The organism is Dysosmobacter sp., assembly GCF_052306735.1.
Classification (GTDB): Bacteria; Bacillota; Clostridia; order Oscillospirales; family Oscillospiraceae; genus Oscillibacter.
In genome coordinates, this window is the sequence record NZ_DAWBAJ010000002.1 from 99422 (window position 1) to 115778 (window position 16357).

Below are 16357 nucleotides of genomic sequence, written 5' to 3' on the forward strand. Positions count from 1 at the left end.
CGTATTTGCAAAGGGGGTAGACGAAAGAATTTCCACCCGGGCCTCCTCCCCTCCGGTTTTCCCGGCGGAAGCAGCTTTTTTCCCCGCCGCAACCGATATTTGACACCCGGGTGGTAGCCATTTTCCCGGGATTCTGCTATGCTGGACCCAAAGGCAAAGGAGGAATGTGTCCATGACGCTGGGACAGCGGATCAGTGCGTACCGCAAAACCCTGGGCATCTCCCAGGAGGAGCTGGGGGCCCGGCTGGGGGTGAGCCGCCAGGCGGTGAGCAAATGGGAGACCGCGCTGCGGCGCCGGACATAGAGAATCTGCTGGCCCTGGCCCGGGAATTCGGCGTCAGCGTGGCGGAGCTGACGCAGATGCCGGAGCCGCCGCCCCGGAATGCACCGGAGGCCGCCGAGAGCCCCGCCTCCTCTTCTCCGCCCCGGAGGCGGGGAGGGTGGATTGCTCTGGTAATCGTCCTGGTGCTGCTGGTGTTCATGGCGGGAACGCTGATCCTCCTGGGCCTCCGCTCCACGGCGGGGCAGGTCAGCCAGATTCCGGAGCCCACCCACACGGAATTCTATCTCACCTGGCAGGTCCCCCGGCTGGGACATCAGGAGTGGTACGAATATCTGGCTCTGGGGCAGCAGGATGACCTCTTCCCCTTCGGCACTTCCCTGACGTTGACGGAGCCGGAAACGATCACCACCGGGGAGGTTCCGGACCAGGAATATCACGATCTCATCTGCGGCACCCTGACGCTGCGCTGCCGCACCGGAACAGACGGAACTGCACCGGTTTCCATTATGTTGATAGAAACCGCTTCCCGTGATTACGAAACGCCGAAAGGGATTGGGGTAGGCAGTACCGCCCGGCAGGTACGGGAGGCATACGGCGCCTCGGGGGATCTCATTTACTGCCTCCCCACCTGTGGCCCCGACACGGATATCGCCTATGATGATTTCTATGTCTATTGCCCATCGGATCCATCGGCAGATAAAATTGGCTTTGGCTGCAATCTCATATTTCTGATGACGGGTGACCTTGTGTCCGGTATCCGTATGGAAGACGCCTCTTATCCCTACTACCACGTCAACAACTCGGACAGCTTCCCGGTTCGGGACGATGAAATCGATTTTTCCCAGAGACAGGAGCCGAAAAAAACGGTGGAGCAGCAGGTCTACGACGCGCTCAATACGCTGATCTTGCAAAAAGGCCTCACTGCCGAGGAGCTTTATGCGGATCGCCAGACGATCTTTCATAATCTCAGCAATTTGGACTGGTGGGCTTTTGGAGATCTTGGGACCACGGAACACCCGGAAGACACCATCAATATGCTTCTCTCCTGGCTGCGGGAGCAGGTCCCCTACTCAGACCATGAGGTCTTCTGTCTGCAGATGGGCGTCCAGTCCAATCTGGACGGCTGGCTGGCCGATTCCTATGCCCATCTGCTTTTCACAGCCTTCTCGGAAAATCCCGTCGCCTTTGCCAAAGGTCTTGCCTGTGACAGTGTGGAGGAGACCATGTACCAAGTTGTTCGTCTCACCGCCTACGATGCGGACCTGTATCCGGCAGAGCTGGAAAGAGCCTTGGATACATTGGATACAGCCCTGGCCGATGGTTCCTTCACTGACCAGGAGCGGGACTGGGCAGAACTGCTGCGGCTGTATCTGGTCACCCCCATCAATGACCGCTATCAGCTCCCGGATTCCCCGGAGGAGCTGGAATGATAAGGATACAAACAAACAACGAGGGAACGGCAATGCCGTTCCCTCGTTCGATCTTTATCCGCCGCACTTTTCCGTCAGAAGCCGGATAAGGGTATCTTTCCCCTCCCCTTTTTCCGCAGAGAACGGCACCAGGGCGTCCTCCTCCGTCAGCTCCAGGGTCTCCCGGATCAAGGCCAGGGCAGGCTCCACCTGGCTTTTTTTCAGCTTATCCAGCTTGTTGGCCACGATAATCTCCGGGCAGCCGGATTGACGGAACCAGTCGTGCATGGTGACATCGTCCGCAGTGGGCTTGTGGCGAATGTCTACGATGAGCACCCCGGCGGTGAGGATCTCTCCCTCATCCTGAAAGTAGCTCTCCATGAGTTTGCCCCAGCGCTCCTTCTCCGCCCGGCTGACCTTAGCATAGCCATATCCCGGCAGATCCACCAGATAAGCCCGGCCATCCACCCGGAAGTAGTTGATCTGGGTGGTCTTTCCGGGAGAGGCCCCCACATAGGCCATGTTCTTCCGGCTCACCAGGCGGTTGATGACAGAAGACTTGCCCACGTTGGACCGCCCGGCAAAGGCAAACTGAGGCAATCCATCCCGCAGGAAGTGCTCCCGGACAGCGGCGGAGCGCACGAACTCCACTTTATTGAAATTCAAGGCCATGTATCGGTCTTCTCCTTTACTGCCGCAGGGCGGCGTCTTGCGTGGATTCCCGGCCGGGCAGCGGGGCAAAAGCCGCCACCGCGGGGCCAGTCTCCTCCCGGACGGGGGCCGTCTCCGGGCAGAGCGCAGCAGCAAACACCTGATCCACCGTCTCCACCGGAATAAAGTGCAATGCTGCCCGGACAGTCTGGTCAATCTCCTCCAGATCCCGGACATTGTCCTTGGGGATCAGCACGGTGCCGATGCCGTTGCGCAGCGCCGCCATGGTCTTTTCCTTCAGTCCGCCGATGGCCAGCACCCGGCCCCGGAGGGTCACTTCGCCGGTCATGGCGATGCCGGAGCGGATCTTCCGGCCCGTCAGGGCGGAGAGCATGGCGGTGGTAACCGCAATACCGGCGGATGGTCCATCCTTAGGTACCGCCCCTTCCGGGAAGTGAACGTGGATGTCTTTTGTCTTGTAGAAGTCCGGCTGGATGCCCAGGGCCTCCGCCCGGCTCCGCAGACAGCTCATAGCCGCCTGAGCGGACTCCTTCATGACATCTCCCAGGTTGCCGGTGAGCTCCAGCTTGCCGGAGCCCTCCATGACATTGACTTCCACTTCCAGGATCTCACCGCCGGCTTCCGTCCAGGCCAGGCCGTTCACCACGCCGACCTCCTCCTGCTCCGTGTGGAGAGCGGGGGGATAGGGCTGGCAGTCCAGCAGCTTCGGAAGGTCTTTTTCTGTAACGGTAATCCGCTTTACATCTCCTTTGAGCAGGGCAACATCCGCCTTGCGGCACACCGCTGCCAGCCGCCGCTCCAAAAGACGCACGCCGGACTCCCGGGTGTAGTCCCGGATGATGGAGCGGATCACATCGTCGCTGATGCGTACTGCACCCTTTTTGAGGCCGTGCTCGGCAAGCTGCTTGGGCAGCAGGTGGCGCCGGGCGATCTGGAGCTTTTCCTCGTCCGTGTAGCTGGCCAGGCGGATCACCTCCATCCGGTCCAACAGGGGCCGGGGGATGGTGTCCGTGGTATTGGCAGTGGTGATGAACATGACCCTGGTGAGATCCAGGGGGATCTCCAGGAAGTGGTCCCGGAAGGCGTGGTTCTGCTCACTGTCCAGTACCTCCAGCAGAGCTGCCGCCGGATCTCCCCGATAGTCGCTGCCCAGCTTGTCGATCTCGTCCAGCAGAAGCAGAGGGTTCATGGATCCGCTGCGGCTGATGGCCTCCACGATGCGGCCGGGCATGGCGCCTATGTAAGTCTTGCGGTGGCCCCGAATATCCGCTTCATCCCGGACTCCGCCCAGGGACAGACGGGCAAGCTTTCGGTTCAGGGCCTTGGCCACGGAGATGGCGATAGAGGTCTTGCCCACGCCCGGGGGACCAACCAGGCAGAGGATCTGCCCCTTCCCCTCGGGGTTCATCTGCCGGACGGCAATGGTCTCCAGGATCCGCTCCTTCACCTTTTCCAGGCCGTAGTGGTCCTTTTCCAGAACCTTTCGGGCGGCGTCCACACTGACCCGCTCCTTGGTCTCCTGGTTCCAGGGCATTTCCAGACACACGTCCAGATAGTTGCGGATCACAGCACCCTCGGCGCTGCCGAAGGGCTGTTTGGCAAGCTTACTCACCTCTTTTAAAAGGTGTTTCTCCGTCTCCTCCGGCAATGCCAGCTCCTGGATACGCTGGCGGTAGGTCTCCAGCTCATCCTCGTCGCTGCCGCCCTCCCCCAGCTCGTTCTGGAGAACCCGGATCTGTGCCCGGAGGATCTGCTCCCGCTGGCTGCGGGCCAGCTGATCCCGGACTTTGCCCTCCATCTCATGCTCAAAGCCCAGGACGTCGTTTTCCCGGGCCAGGAAGCGGTTAAGCATCCGGATCCGGGCTACGGGAGAGAACTCCTCCAGCAGCGCCTGCTTATCCTGATAGCGCAGGGCGATATTCTGGGCGATAAAGTCCGCCAGCTCCCCCACCTGCTGATGGTCATCCATCAACGTGGTGAGGACCTCCTCCGGCACATTGCCGGTGAGCTGGGCATATTCGCTGAAAAGGTGGAAGGTCTGGCGCAGCAGGGCCTCCGTCCGGGGGCTCTTGCGGAAAGCCTCGGATTCCGGCTCCTCCTCCAGTGCCTCCACATTGGCCTGGAGGAAGGGCTCTGTCTGCCACAGACGGCGCAGCCGGGCCCGGCGGCGTCCCTCCACCACACAGCGCACGGAGGTGCCGGAAAGCCGCAGGATCTGACTGATGTGGGACACAGTGCCGATGGTGTAGAGATCCTTCTCCCCCGGCAGATCCACGCCGATCTCCCGCTGGGTCACCAGGAAAATCTCCTGATCGGCCTCCATGGCCCGCTCCAGGGCCGCAATGGAGATGCGCCGCTCTACGTCAAAGGTCAAATTCATATGGGGGAACACCGTAAGCCCCCGCAGGGCCAATACCGGAATGTTCCAACTCGTCAGTTCCATGGTGGGACCGTCCTTTCTCACTTGGGCGGGAAGGTTTGCCGCGACTGAAACGCAGCGTGGTATTCTGGCGGTTCGCCCGTGGATTTTTCCGCCAAATTACCCGGAAAGGGAACCCCCGGGGGTTCCCTTTCCCTTGATTGTCCGAAAGCCGTGCTCAGGAGGCGGAGGCAGGAGACTGGGGACGCTTTTTCCCTGCTTCCTTTCTGGAGTTGATCTTTACGGAATAGTTGATCTTATTGGGATCCCGGGTGAGGACAGGGGTTCCGGTGCCCTCCACGCACTCCCGGGTGATAACCACCTTGGTAATGGTGGGGTCAGAGGGGACGTCGTACATGATCTGGGTGAGCATGCCCTCCATCACAGCCCGCAGGCCCCGGGCACCGATGTTGCGCTCAATGGCCTTGTCGGCGATGGCCTCCAGAGCCTCCGGCTGGAACTCCAGTTCCACGTCGTCGTACTCCATCAGCTTCTTGTACTGCTTCACCAGGGCGTTCTTGGGCTCCGTCAGGATCCGCACCAGATCCGCCCGGGTCAGGGCGTTCAGGGATGCGATCACCGGCAGCCGGCCCACCAGCTCGGGAATAATGCCGAACTTCAAAATATCGTGGGGCTGCACCTCGTGGAGGATCTTGCTGATATTCTTGTCCTTCTTGCCCTGGATGTTGGCACCGAAGCCGATGGACTTCTGGTCCAGTCGGCGCTCGATGATCTTTTCCAGGCCGTCGAATGCGCCGCCGCAGATAAAGAGGATGTTCTTGGTATTCACCTGGATGAACTCCTGATGGGGGTGCTTGCGTCCGCCCTGGGGCGGCACGTTGGCCACGGTGCCCTCCACGATCTTCAAAAGGGCCTGCTGCACACCCTCACCGGAGACATCCCGGGTGATGGAAGTGTTTTCGCTCTTGCGGGCGATCTTGTCGATCTCATCCACATAGATGATGCCGTGCTCCGCCCGCTCCACGTCGAAGTCTGCCGCCTGCAGCAGACGCAGCAGGATATTCTCCACGTCATCGCCCACGTAGCCGGCTTCCGTCAGCGTAGTGGCGTCGGCGATGGCAAAGGGCACCTTCAAAATCCGGGCCAGGGTCTGGGCAAAGAGCGTCTTGCCGGAGCCGGTGGGACCCAGCATCAAAATGTTGCTCTTCTGGAGCTCCACATCCTCGTCGCCGCCAAAGAAAATACGCTTATAGTGGTTGTAGACTGCCACGGACAGCGCCACCTTGGCCTCATCCTGGCCGATGACGTACTGATCCAGCACGTCCTTGATCTCCCGGGGGGTGGGGAGCTCATCGGGGATATCCTCCAGCGCGCTGCCGGAAGTATCCTCGAACCCATCGTTCAAAATACTCATGCACAGCTGCACGCACTCGTCGCAGATGCGCACGCCGGGTCCCTGGATCATGCGGTGGACCTGGTTTTCATGCTTGCCGCAGAAGGAACACCGCAGTGCCTTCTTGCCGTCGTCGTTCATGGTATTACCTCGGTTTTCTGTATTTGCCTATGGATGCCGTTCACCGCTTGGCGATGACCTTGTCCACCAGGCCGAACTCCAGGGCCTCCTGGGCGGTCATCCAGTGGTCCCGCTCGGAAACCTCCTTGATCTCCTCCGCGGTCTTGCCGGTGTTTTGCGCCAAGATCTCGTTCAGGTTCCGCTTGATGCGCAGGAAGTGCTCCACATCGATCTCCATGTCCGTCACCTTGCCCTTGGTACCGGCGGAGGGCTGATGAATCATGATCTCAGCGTTGGGCAGCACCAGACGCTTGCCCTTGGCGCCGGAGGAGAGCAGGAACGCACCCATGCTGGCGGCCATGCCGATGCAGATGGTGGACACGTCGCACTTGACGTACTGCATGGTGTCGTAGATGGCCATGCCGTCGGTGACGGAGCCGCCGGGGCTGTTGATATAGAACTGGATGTCCTTGTCGGGATCCTGTGCTTCCAGATACAGAAGCTGGGCCACCACGAGGCTTGCGGTGGTGGCGTTGACCTCCTCGCCCAAAAAGACGATCCGGTCATTGAGCAGGCGGGAGAAGATGTCGTAAGACCGCTCTCCCCGGTTGGTCTGCTCTACTACATAGGGAACTAAGCTCATTGGGTAAACCTCCTTGAATCGCTCTTTCCGTGTTCCGGCGTCCTCCCAGCCAATAACGGCCTCCCTCCGTGGCGGCCAATTCCCGGGCAGGAATGGCAAAAGCGCCTGGCCCCGTTGGGAGCGTCCGGCGCTGCTGCCACGCACGCACTCATCCTACTACGGATGGTACGCGGAACCTGTCAAACAGGGGCGATACTCCCGTCAGGGCACCGGAGCGGCCACACATGCCGCCCCGGACTCCCAACAGTATGCCCGGAATTACTTGGATTCAGAGCCTTCCTCGGCAGTTTTTTCCTCCTGGGCCTCTTCGGTCTTCTTGGAGGACTTGCGGGTGGTCTTCTTGGCGGGCTTCTTCTCCTCGCCCTCTTCGCCGTCCTCGGCCTTCTTGGCGGCCTTCTTCTCGGGCTTGACGGCGGTGGCGCTGTCCACCACGATGGCCACAGCCTTACGGGTGAGGATCTGATCCTTCACCTGATCCACCTGGAGATACTTCTTGACGGTCTCCAGATCCATGTTGTACTGCTCGGCCATCTTCTTGAGCTCCTCCTCGGCCTCCTCATCGGTGGCCTCCAGGTTCTCTTCCTTGATGATGGCAGCCAGAGCCAGATCCAGCCGCACCTGACGAAGAGCGGGCTCCTTGGCATCCTCCAGGAGCTTGGCTTCGTCCATGCCGGTCATCTTCATGTACTGGTCATAGGGGATGCCCTGCTGGGCAATCTGCATCTTGAAGTTGTCCAGATACTGACGGGCCTGGCCCTCCACCATGGCATCGGGGATCTCGGCGGTGATATTGGCAGCCACCTGCTCCATCAGGGCGTCCTCAAAGGCCTGATCGGCGGCCTTCTGGCGCTCCTCGGTGATCTTCTTCTTCAGGTCGGCCTTGAGATCCTTGAGGGTGTCGAACTCGGAGACGTCCTTGGCAAACTCGTCGTCCAGAGCGGGGACTTCCTTCTCCTTGACCTCGTTGACCTTCACCTTGAACACAACAGCCTTGCCGGCCAGGTCGGCGTGATAGTCCTCGGGGAAGGTGATGTCGATGTCCTTCTCCTCGCCGGCCTTCATGCCCACTACCTGCTCTTCAAAGCCGGGGACAAAGCTGTGAGAGCCCAGCTCCAGGCTGTGGTTCTCGCCCTTGCCGCCGTCGAAAGGCTTGCCGTCCAGGAAGCCCTCGAAATCGATGACAGCGGTATCGCCCTCCTTGGCGGCACGGTCCACGCTCACCAGGCGGGTGTTGCGGTCGGTGAGCTCCTTGAGACGCTCGTTGACGTCGGCGGCCATGACCTTGACCTCGTCCTTCTCGGCGGAGAGGCCCTTGTACTGGCCCAGGGTCACCTCGGGATAGACGGGAACGGTGGCCTTGAAGGTGAAGCCGTCGCGGGTGCACTCACCCACCATCTCCACCTCGGGATAGCCCACGACGCGCAGGTCCTGCTCCTTCACGGCAGCCTCGTAAGCGTCGGGGAATGCAATATTAATGGCCTCCTCGAAGAAGACCTCAACGCCGTACATCCCCTCGATGATCTTGCGGGGAGCCTTGCCGGGACGGAAGCCCTGGACGTTGATCTTCTTGCGCATCTTCTGATACGCCTTCTCGATGGCAGCCTCAAACTCCGGCGCGCCCACTTCGATGGTCAGCGCGACCTGACTCTTTTCAACTTTTTCGCAGCTTTTCACACTCATTTTGTTAACTCCTCCGTTCATCACCGATCAAATGCCGGTGCGAGATGGTATTTTACCAGAAAAAACTTGAAAATTCCAGTCTTTTTTCATTTATTCACAAATTTTTTTCGGTTGAAACCCCAGATAGTCCGCCGAGATCAGGGAAAAGGCCGTTCCCTGCCGCTCTCCCTCCGCCCGGCGGCGGATCACCGGGCCGTGAAGATGGCCGTAGCAGCACCGCTCCACATGGTGGCGCTCCAGGGCAGCCAGGATCTCCGGGCACTCATAGCCCTGGTAGAGGGGCGGATAGTGGAGAAAGCACCAGATGGGAGCGTCTCCCGCCGCCTGCAGCGAAGCCTCCAGCCGGCCCACCTCCCGGTTCAAAACCTTGGCGTTGTGGGGCTTCTGATCCTCTTCCAGGAACCAGCCACGGGTGCCGCAGATGGCATGATCGCCGTAAAAGGTGCAGTTATTATGGATGAAGTCCAGGGTGGTGATGCCCTTTTCTTCAAAGAACTTCTTCATCTTGGACACGGTGGACCACCAGTAGTCGTGGTTGCCCTTGATGAGATACTTTTTGCAGGGAAACCTGTCCAGAAAGCGGAAGTCCGCCTCCGCCTCGTTCAAGTCGATCCCCCAGGAGGTGTCCCCCGCCAGGATCAGCACATCGTCGGCGTTGAGCTGCCCCAAAGCTGCCTCGATGCGGCTCACATAGTTCTCCCAGGCGGGGCCGAACACCTCCATGGACTTGTCGGCCGTCAGGGAGAGGTGCAGGTCCCCAATGGCATAGAGGGCCATAAGACCACTCCCCTTTCATTTGGATATTTACCGGGACGGCGGCGCATCGTCAAAGACGATCTCCTTGCCGCAGTGGGAACAGAAGTGACGCTCAGCGCCGCTCCACCAGGGCATTGCGAAGCTAAGGCCGCAGCAGGGGCAGCGCAGGAACCGGGCCCACCAGACTACGCCGAAGACGCACGAACATAGCCCAAAGGACTCCAGGCCTTCCTTGACCCAGTAGGCCGTGTCCACCACCCGATGGGTCCCGATGGTCCGCTCGGGGATCAGAGCGCTGACCGCCAGAAAGACGATCCCGATTCCCAGGGTCACCAGCACTGCCCGGGCGTTGGCTCGTTTCACCACGCCACCCTGGGGGGTGGGCATTTCCTGTCTTTTCACAGTCCCCGGCCCCCTTCGCATTAGCGCAGGAAGTCCAGCACCACGCCGTCCATACCGGGCTTCTCGCAGGAGAGGTCAAAGCGCCGCGTCTTACCCTTCAATGCTGCCAGCCGCCGGGGGATGGCCACACCGGTGACATCGTGGAGCTGATCCAGCAGCTCCACGCCGTCTCCCGCAGGCGTCTCCCCGATGGCGGAGAGGACGCTGTCGCAGAATTTGTACGGAGAGGCAGTGGAGACGAAGACTGTGGGGGTCTTGTCCCCGGTAGCGGCACGATACTGCTCCATGACGTTGGCCGCCACGGCGGTGTGGGTGTCGATGAGGTAGCCGTACTCCTTATAATACTTGGCGATGGCGGCAGTGGTGCCCGCCTCGTCGCAGAAGCCGCCCCAGTACTGCTCCGCCAGGGCCGCCTTGATGGCGTCGGAGACCTCATACTTCCCGCTCTTGGACAGGGCATCCATATAGCCCCGGACTTCTTCGTCGTTCTGGCCCGAGAGGTCAAAGAGCAGCCGCTCCAGATTGGAGGAAATCAGGATATCCATGGAGGGGCTCATGGTGGTGTGGAAGGGGCGGTTGCGGTCATAGATGCCGGTGCGCAGGAAGTCCGTGAGGACATCGTTGCGGTTGGAGGCGCAGATGAGCTTGCCCACAGGCAATCCCATGCGCTTGGCGTAGTAGGCCGCCAGGATGTCGCCGAAGTTGCCGGTGGGAACGCAGAAGTTCACCTTGTCCCCCATGGTCAGCTTCCCGTCCCGCACCAGGTCGCAGTAAGCAGAGATGTAGTAGACCACCTGGGGCAGGATGCGTCCCCAGTTGATGGAGTTGGCGGAGGAGAGGAAATAGCCCCGCTCCGCCAGGGTGGCGCGGATGGACTCGTCGGAGAAGATGCGCTTGACGCCGGCCTGGGCATCGTCGAAGTTGCCCACCACGGCGCACACGCCTACGTTCTCACCGTCCTGGGTGACCATCTGGGTCTCCTGGACCTTGGAGACGCCGTCCTTGGGATAGAACACCATGATCTTGGTCTGGGGCACGTCGGCAAATCCCTCCATGGCGGCCTTGCCGGTATCGCCGGAGGTGGCCACCAGGATGCAGACGGTCTTGCCCTCCCCGGTCTTCTTCAGCGCTGCGGAGAGCAGCTGGGGCAGCATCTGGAGGGCCATGTCCTTGAAGGCGCTGGTGGGACCGTGCCAGAGCTCCAGGCAGTATGTGGTCTCATCCACCGTGCGGACGGGGGCCACGGCGGCGGTATCGAACTTGGCGGGACCGTAGGCATTCTCCGCGAAGGTCAGCAGCTCCTCCTCCGTGTAATCCGTCAGATACAGCGCCATGACCTTGGCGGCCCGGACCTGGTAGCGCTCCGCCACCAGGCTCTCCAGAAAGGCCCGGTCGATCTGCGGGATCTCACAGGGGGTCAGCAGGCCGCCGTCCCGGCTCAGGCCCATTTTGATGGCGTCCGCCGACTCGTAGCGCAGGGCGCGGTCCCGGGTGCTCAGATATTTCATGATGTATTCCTCCCTTTTCAGGCTGTTGTACTTAACAAAACGCGTCCTCCAGGTACTCCAGGCGGAGGATGCGGTGGTTTTCATCGGTATAGACCTCCGCCACGTCGAAGCGGGCGGGGGCGTCCAGCTCATGCTGGCTCAGATACAGGGCCGCGGCGCTGCGCAGCCGCGCCTGCTTCCGGGCGTCAACCGCCTCCCGGGGCAATGTCCCCCCGCTCTCTCGGCGGAGCTTGACCTCCACAAAGCAGACCGTGCCCTGCTTGTCCCGGGCCACCAGATCCAGCTCCCCGTAGCGGCAGCGCCACTGGCTGGCCAGAAGGGCATATCCCTTTTTTCGCAGGTACCGGGCTGCTTCCGCCTCTCCCCGGTTCCCCAGCTCCCGCCGGGTGGTCATAGCCGCCTCGCCTCCCACTTTTTCAGGAAGGTCTTCCGGTGGGCCGGACAGGGGCCGTACCGGTCCAGCATTTCATAGTGGAGCTTGGTACCGTAGCCCTTGTGCTTGGCAAACTGGTACTGGGGATACGCCTGGTCCAGCTCCGTGGAGACATAGCGGTCCCGGCTGACCTTGGCCAGGATGGAGGCGGCCGCGATGGAGGCGCTCTTCCCATCGCCCCCCACGATGCAAAGATGGGGCACTGTAATAGCCACGGCACTGCCGTGGTCCCGGTTGCCGTCGATGAGAGCCAGGTCCGGCGTCTGCGGCAGCCCTTCGATAGCCCGGTTCATGGCCAGCATTCGGGCGTTGAGGATGTCCATTTCATCGATCTCCGCCGCCTCAACCCGGGCCACACTGTACGCCACGGCCTGGGCGGTAATGAGGTCGTAGAGGGCCTCCCGCTTTTTCTCCGTCAGCTTTTTGGAGTCGTTGAGGCCGGGGATCTCCACTTCCCGGGGCAGGATCACCGCGGCGGCGTATACCGGTCCCGCCAGAGGCCCGGCCCCCGCCTCGTCCACGCCGCAGAGGGTCTGGATGCCACTATTCCATTGCTCACGCTCGTAAGTCCAAAGATCCAATGTTATTCCTCTTTTCCCCGACAGCTGAGCCGGACATACCAAACCAAGTGAATCAGACACAGGAAAAACACTGCGGCAGCTCCCACAGAGGCGCATAGAGCACTGTTTTCCCATGGCCATCCCCGATAATAGGTAAAGAAAATCTGTCCATAGGGCAGGATGGCAGCACTGAAGACGATTGTTAACGCATCTCCGCAGCTCCCCAGCCAATGCTCTCCCCAGATCAGCCAGGCTCCGGCGCACAGTGTGGCCGCCAGCCAATATCCAGCCATGGAACGGGCAACCCGGCGGCTGGAGAGATGCCACAGAGTCCAGTCCACCCGCCACAGGCAAAGGGCATAAGCCGCCAGCAGAGCCAGCCGAAACCATGCCGGGTCTCTATCCCAACTCAATCCCTCCCAGAAGGTCACGAAATGGATGCCCAGCATGAGAAAGGCCAGCTTTGCGGCCTGTTCAGACCAATCAAGCTCCATCTTGCGTTCCACGATGGCCCCCTCCTTTTTCCGGCATCGTCTGAGTCAATAGCAGGCAACATATCCCTTCAAAAAGCCGTTGCCGAACTGTTTCCTGCCCGGTACAAGGCTAACCGGCAGTACCCCCAATGAAGCAGACACAACAGCAGCGTGCCCACGATCTGAAGGAGGTCACCCGATTCCGGCAAAAAGTTTCTCCAGATAGGGTCCAGAGGAAAATACGGCGTCACCAGAATCACCAGCAGCGTCCATCCCGGCAATTCAAACCGCAAGTGCTCTCCCAGCAGAGCAAGCAGCGTCAACAGGGCCAGCACCATGGTACACACCGCCCAGTAGCGCTCCAAAATCTTTCCTGCCTCCGGGCTGCTGATAAGAAACAGCCCCACATCAAATAGCAGCAGACACACTAAATAGGCCGCGGCGTATCCCAGCGTCCGGTCATCGTATGCTTCAAACATCAGCCCCACAAGGTTTCTCACGCCGCTTACCACATGGAATACCAGCCAGATGAAACCCGTCACAAGGGCCCACTTTATGGCAAATGATGTCCTATTTGACATAATGTCTCCTTATTCCGGCTCCTCCAGTGTAAAGCGTCCCAGCTTGCCGCCACGAAACTCGTCCAGCAGGATCTTGGCCATGCGCTCCGTGTCCACTTCCCCGCCGGAGATCAGGAAGCCCCGCTTGCGTCCGGCGGCGCAGAGGAGCCGGTAGCCCCAGGCGATATCGTTCTCTTCCGCCTCCCGCTCCGGCAAGGATAGCAGCTTGTAGGCGGCAGTCAGCGCATCCGGATAGCGGGTGCCCAGGTAGGTCATCAGGTGGCAGCCCAGGGTCTCCGTGTCCAGAATATCGTCCTTCACGGCGCCGGTATAGGCCAGGTTCAGCCCCACGCTCTGGTCCTCAAACTTGGGCCAGAGGATGCCGGGGGTGTCCAGCAGCTCCAGATTCCGGTCGATGGGAACCCACTGCTTGGAGCGGGTGACGCCGGGCCGGTCCTCGGTCTTGGCGGTCTTGCGGCCGGCGATCTTATTGATAAAGGTGGACTTGCCCACATTGGGGATGCCCAGGATCATCACCCGGATCACCCGGTTTTGTCCCTTTTCCGCGTAGGCGCGGATCTTGTCTGCCAAAAGCTCCCGCACGGCGGCGGCAAAACGGGCGGTACCCTGTCCGCTTTTGGCGTCGGATTCCAGCACGGCATAGCCCTTTCCCTTGAAGTAGGACGCCCACCGCTGGGTGGAGGCGGGATCCGCCTGATCCACCCGGTTCAAGACCACCAGCCGGGGCTTCCCCGCTGTCAGCTCGTCCACATCCGGGTTCCGGCTGGAGATGGGGATGCGGGCGTCCAGGATCTCACAAACCGCGTCCACATTTTTGATCTGCTCGGCGATCATCCGCCGGGTTTTGGTCATGTGGCCGGGATACCATTGAATGTTCATGCGTCCACCCCGCCGATCAGGCCGATGCGGCCGAAGTCCCGCTGCTGCGTCACTTCATCCGCGCCCGGGAAGAGCAAAAACACCGCTTTGCCGATGACATAGCGGGTATCCACGGTGCCCAGCTGGGAATTGCGGCTGTCGTCGCTGTGGTTGCGGTTATCGCCCATGACGAAGATGGATCCCTCCGGCACGGTCAGGGGAAACTCCGTCCCCTCCTCGGTGAAGGTGAGCTCGTTGATATAGTCCTCCTGCAGGGCCTCCCCATCCACGTACACCGTGCCGGTGACGAAGTCGATGTCCACCGTCTGGCCCTCTGTGGCGATGACCCGCTTGACGATGGGTTCTCCTCCGGCGAAGGACCCCTTCTGGATGATGACGATGTCCCCGTACTGATACTCACCGCTCAAAAGGGACGTGGTCACCAGCAGGCGGTCTCCATCCTGCAGGGTGGGCACCATGGAGTGGCCGTCCACACCGATGAGTCGCACCACAAAAGTAAAGAGGAGCACCACCGCCAAAACAGAAACCACCAGCGCCTGTGCCCACTCGTAAAGCTCCCGTCCGGAACGCGCCTTGTCCTTTGCGCCGTCCCCAACGGTCTGCTGCCGATTATCTTCCATAACAAGTTCTCCTCAACTTAAAATTCCCGCCCGGAACCACTCCCGGCTGCCGGTGTCCGCCGAAACCCCCGGGATCAGCACAGCCACCGCCCGGCCCATGATGTACCGGGTATCCACCGGCCCCAGATCCGGGGCCCGGCTGTCGTGGCTGTCGTTGCGGTTGTCACCCATGACGAATACAGCCCCCTCCGGCACGGTCAGGGGATAATCCATTCCCTCGTCTGTGAAGGTGGGCTCCCGGATATAGTCTTCGTCCAGCGCCTCGCCATCCACGTATACCGTGCCGGTATCAAAGTCAATGTCCACCGTCTGGCCCTCCGTGGCGATGACCCGTTTGACAATGGGCGCGCCGTCCAGGAAATCCTCCTGGCGGATGATGACGATATCCCCGGCGCCGCAGGATCCGCACAGGGGGCTGTTCACCACAGCCAGCAGATCCCGGTCCTGCAGGGTTTCCCGCATGGATGGGCCGTCCACCCGGACTACCCGCATCACAAAGGTGAAAATCACCACCACTGTCACCACGCAGCACACCAGAAGCTGCACCCAGTCATAAGCGCCGCGGTCTGATTCCCTGCGGACACGCTTTTTATCCATAGGTGCCTCCAGGGCCATACAAGCCCAATGTAATCTTATGTAGTATAGCAAAGAATCCGCGAAACCACAAGGGATCCGCGGATTTTTTTCTCACTTCCCCGGCAGAGCTGCGGCCGGTAAAGCCCGGAAGCTGCAAAAAACAAAAGAGAGAGGCGAAAGCCTCTCTCTTTGTCTCTCTTAGAGCTTCTCCTTGACCTTGGCGCTCTTGCCCACGCGGCCGCGCAGATAGTACAGCTTGGCACGGCGGACAGAACCGCTGCGGACCACCTCGATGGTGGCGATGGCAGGAGAGTGAACGGGGAACACCTTCTCCACGCCCACGCCGTAGGAAATGCGGCGGACGGTGATGGTCTCCTCGATGCCGCCATGCTTCTTGGCGATGACGGTGCCCTCGAAGACCTGGATACGCTCGCGGGAGCCTTCCTTGACCTTCACGTGGACACGGACAGTGTCACCGATCTTGACCTGGGGCACCTCGTTCTGCAGGGTTTCCTTGTTCAGTTCCTTGATGAGATCCATGGATATTTCCTCCTATTTTATAGGCGTTCATACCCGTGTTTTCCGCGCCGCTGCGGCATGATTGCCCGGCGCACGGCAGAGGACCGCCCTTTTGTAGCCATGATAGAATATCACACCCCACTTGCAAATGCAAGAATTATTTTCAAAAAATTTCATTCGGCGGAACTGCCGGCGATCCCCCGCACCTCCTGCAGGGCGGTAAAGAATGCAGCAGCGGCCGCCGGCAGGAGCCACAGGCTCCCCCCGCTTTGGACCATCACCGCCGCCAGGCACACACCCAGGGCCAGGGCCGCGCAGGTGCCGGCCATCCGGACTGCCCGCTCCCCGGCGTCCGGCCCAGCAATCCAGGTCACCGCCAGCTCCAAGGCCCGGCCGCCGTCCAGGGGACGCAGCGGCAAAAGGTTGAACAGGCACAGCACCAGATTCCATCACGCTGAAGCCCAAAAGGA

Annotated in this window: 19 protein-coding genes; 2 read left to right on the top strand and 17 right to left on the bottom strand. The window is 60.8% G+C overall.

Features of this window, described 5'->3' with window-relative positions; translation table 11 throughout:
- The first annotated feature begins 172 nt into the window (after positions 1-172).
- Both ACT67G_RS01185 and ACT67G_RS01190 read left to right on the top strand, forming a co-directional pair.
- Entirely contained in the window at positions 173-304 is a 132-nt protein-coding gene (locus ACT67G_RS01185; protein ID WP_443662715.1) for a helix-turn-helix transcriptional regulator, read from the top strand.
- Positions 274-1713 carry a hypothetical protein gene (locus ACT67G_RS01190; protein ID WP_443662716.1) on the top strand — a complete coding sequence of 480 codons (1440 nt, stop codon included), beginning with the start codon at positions 274-276 and terminating at the stop codon, positions 1711-1713. Before ACT67G_RS01185 ends, ACT67G_RS01190 begins: the two co-directional genes overlap by 31 nt.
- Before the next feature lie 54 nt (positions 1714-1767).
- On the opposite strand, the gene yihA is transcribed toward ACT67G_RS01190, so the two are convergent.
- The 17 genes from yihA to ACT67G_RS01275 all read right to left on the bottom strand — a co-directional run bounded on the left by yihA (position 1768) and on the right by ACT67G_RS01275 (position 16327).
- Positions 1768-2364: a ribosome biogenesis GTP-binding protein YihA/YsxC gene (gene yihA, locus ACT67G_RS01195; RefSeq protein ID WP_325244438.1), complete on the bottom strand. Its 597-nt coding sequence runs from the start codon at positions 2362-2364 to the stop codon at positions 1768-1770.
- 16 nt (positions 2365-2380) lie between these two features.
- Positions 2381-4807 carry an endopeptidase La gene (lon, locus tag ACT67G_RS01200; RefSeq protein WP_443662717.1) on the bottom strand — a complete coding sequence of 809 codons (2427 nt, stop codon included), beginning with the start codon at positions 4805-4807 and terminating at the stop codon, positions 2381-2383.
- A gap of 154 nt (positions 4808-4961) precedes the next feature.
- Positions 4962-6278, bottom strand: coding sequence for an ATP-dependent Clp protease ATP-binding subunit ClpX (gene clpX / locus ACT67G_RS01205; RefSeq protein ID WP_443662718.1), 1317 nt, complete (start codon positions 6276-6278; stop codon positions 4962-4964).
- Between the two features lie 40 nt (positions 6279-6318).
- Positions 6319-6900, bottom strand: coding sequence for an ATP-dependent Clp protease proteolytic subunit (locus ACT67G_RS01210; protein ID WP_325244444.1), 582 nt, complete (start codon positions 6898-6900; stop codon positions 6319-6321).
- Between the two features lie 258 nt (positions 6901-7158).
- A complete protein-coding gene (gene tig, locus ACT67G_RS01215; protein WP_443662719.1) occupies positions 7159-8580 on the bottom strand; it encodes a trigger factor in 1422 nt (473 codons plus the stop codon).
- Between the two features lie 90 nt (positions 8581-8670).
- On the bottom strand, positions 8671-9357 hold the full coding sequence (locus ACT67G_RS01220) for a metallophosphoesterase (RefSeq protein WP_443662720.1): 687 nt from the start codon (positions 9355-9357) through the stop codon (positions 8671-8673).
- A gap of 27 nt (positions 9358-9384) precedes the next feature.
- Complete coding sequence (locus tag ACT67G_RS01225; protein WP_443662721.1) at positions 9385-9738, bottom strand: hypothetical protein; 354 nt, start codon at positions 9736-9738, stop codon at positions 9385-9387.
- Between the two features lie 20 nt (positions 9739-9758).
- Positions 9759-11246, bottom strand: coding sequence for a threonine synthase (gene thrC / locus ACT67G_RS01230; protein WP_443662722.1), 1488 nt, complete (start codon positions 11244-11246; stop codon positions 9759-9761).
- Positions 11247-11277: 31 nt separating this feature from the next.
- On the bottom strand, positions 11278-11640 hold the full coding sequence (locus ACT67G_RS01235; RefSeq protein ID WP_325248099.1) for a YraN family protein: 363 nt from the start codon (positions 11638-11640) through the stop codon (positions 11278-11280).
- Entirely contained in the window at positions 11637-12260 is a 624-nt protein-coding gene (locus tag ACT67G_RS01240; RefSeq protein WP_443662723.1) for a ribonuclease HII, read from the bottom strand. Before ACT67G_RS01240 ends, ACT67G_RS01235 begins: the two co-directional genes overlap by 4 nt.
- A 2-nt stretch (positions 12261-12262) precedes the next feature.
- Complete coding sequence (locus tag ACT67G_RS01245) at positions 12263-12745, bottom strand: hypothetical protein (protein WP_443662724.1); 483 nt, start codon at positions 12743-12745, stop codon at positions 12263-12265.
- 56 nt (positions 12746-12801) lie between these two features.
- Complete coding sequence (locus ACT67G_RS01250) at positions 12802-13254, bottom strand: hypothetical protein (RefSeq protein ID WP_443662725.1); 453 nt, start codon at positions 13252-13254, stop codon at positions 12802-12804.
- A 48-nt stretch (positions 13255-13302) separates the two neighbouring features.
- Positions 13303-14172, bottom strand: a complete 870-nt coding sequence (gene ylqF / locus ACT67G_RS01255) for a ribosome biogenesis GTPase YlqF (RefSeq protein ID WP_326215297.1) — start codon at positions 14170-14172, stop codon at positions 13303-13305.
- Entirely contained in the window at positions 14169-14792 is a 624-nt protein-coding gene (gene lepB, locus ACT67G_RS01260; protein WP_325246711.1) for a signal peptidase I, read from the bottom strand. The genes ylqF and lepB (ACT67G_RS01260) overlap by 4 nt, the downstream gene beginning before the upstream one ends.
- 12 nt (positions 14793-14804) lie before the next feature.
- Entirely contained in the window at positions 14805-15389 is a 585-nt protein-coding gene (gene lepB / locus ACT67G_RS01265; protein WP_443662726.1) for a signal peptidase I, read from the bottom strand.
- Positions 15390-15566: 177 nt separating this feature from the next.
- A complete protein-coding gene (gene rplS / locus ACT67G_RS01270) occupies positions 15567-15908 on the bottom strand; it encodes a 50S ribosomal protein L19 (RefSeq protein WP_325246707.1) in 342 nt (113 codons plus the stop codon).
- 152 nt (positions 15909-16060) lie between these two features.
- A complete protein-coding gene (locus ACT67G_RS01275; protein ID WP_443662727.1) occupies positions 16061-16327 on the bottom strand; it encodes a hypothetical protein in 267 nt (88 codons plus the stop codon).
- Between the last annotated feature and the right edge of the window lie 30 nt (positions 16328-16357).

What these genes read in the sequence shown, in the direction of transcription:
- ACT67G_RS01185 (WP_443662715.1), top strand. Translation starts at nt 173, where the DNA reads ATGACGCTGGGACAGCGGATCAGTGCGTACCGCAAAACCCTGGGCATC.
- ACT67G_RS01190 (WP_443662716.1), top strand. Translation starts at nt 274, where the DNA reads ATGGGAGACCGCGCTGCGGCGCCGGACATAGAGAATCTGCTGGCCCTG.
- yihA (WP_325244438.1), bottom strand. Translation starts at nt 2,364, where the DNA reads ATGGCCTTGAATTTCAATAAAGTGGAGTTCGTGCGCTCCGCCGCTGTC.
- lon (WP_443662717.1), bottom strand. Translation starts at nt 4,807, where the DNA reads ATGGAACTGACGAGTTGGAACATTCCGGTATTGGCCCTGCGGGGGCTT.
- clpX (WP_443662718.1), bottom strand. Translation starts at nt 6,278, where the DNA reads ATGAACGACGACGGCAAGAAGGCACTGCGGTGTTCCTTCTGCGGCAAG.
- ACT67G_RS01210 (WP_325244444.1), bottom strand. Translation starts at nt 6,900, where the DNA reads ATGAGCTTAGTTCCCTATGTAGTAGAGCAGACCAACCGGGGAGAGCGG.
- tig (WP_443662719.1), bottom strand. Translation starts at nt 8,580, where the DNA reads ATGAGTGTGAAAAGCTGCGAAAAAGTTGAAAAGAGTCAGGTCGCGCTG.
- ACT67G_RS01220 (WP_443662720.1), bottom strand. Translation starts at nt 9,357, where the DNA reads ATGGCCCTCTATGCCATTGGGGACCTGCACCTCTCCCTGACGGCCGAC.
- thrC (WP_443662722.1), bottom strand. Translation starts at nt 11,246, where the DNA reads ATGAAATATCTGAGCACCCGGGACCGCGCCCTGCGCTACGAGTCGGCG.
- ACT67G_RS01235 (WP_325248099.1), bottom strand. Translation starts at nt 11,640, where the DNA reads ATGACCACCCGGCGGGAGCTGGGGAACCGGGGAGAGGCGGAAGCAGCC.
- ylqF (WP_326215297.1), bottom strand. Translation starts at nt 14,172, where the DNA reads ATGAACATTCAATGGTATCCCGGCCACATGACCAAAACCCGGCGGATG.
- lepB (WP_325246711.1), bottom strand. Translation starts at nt 14,792, where the DNA reads ATGGAAGATAATCGGCAGCAGACCGTTGGGGACGGCGCAAAGGACAAG.
- lepB (WP_443662726.1), bottom strand. Translation starts at nt 15,389, where the DNA reads ATGGATAAAAAGCGTGTCCGCAGGGAATCAGACCGCGGCGCTTATGAC.
- rplS (WP_325246707.1), bottom strand. Translation starts at nt 15,908, where the DNA reads ATGGATCTCATCAAGGAACTGAACAAGGAAACCCTGCAGAACGAGGTG.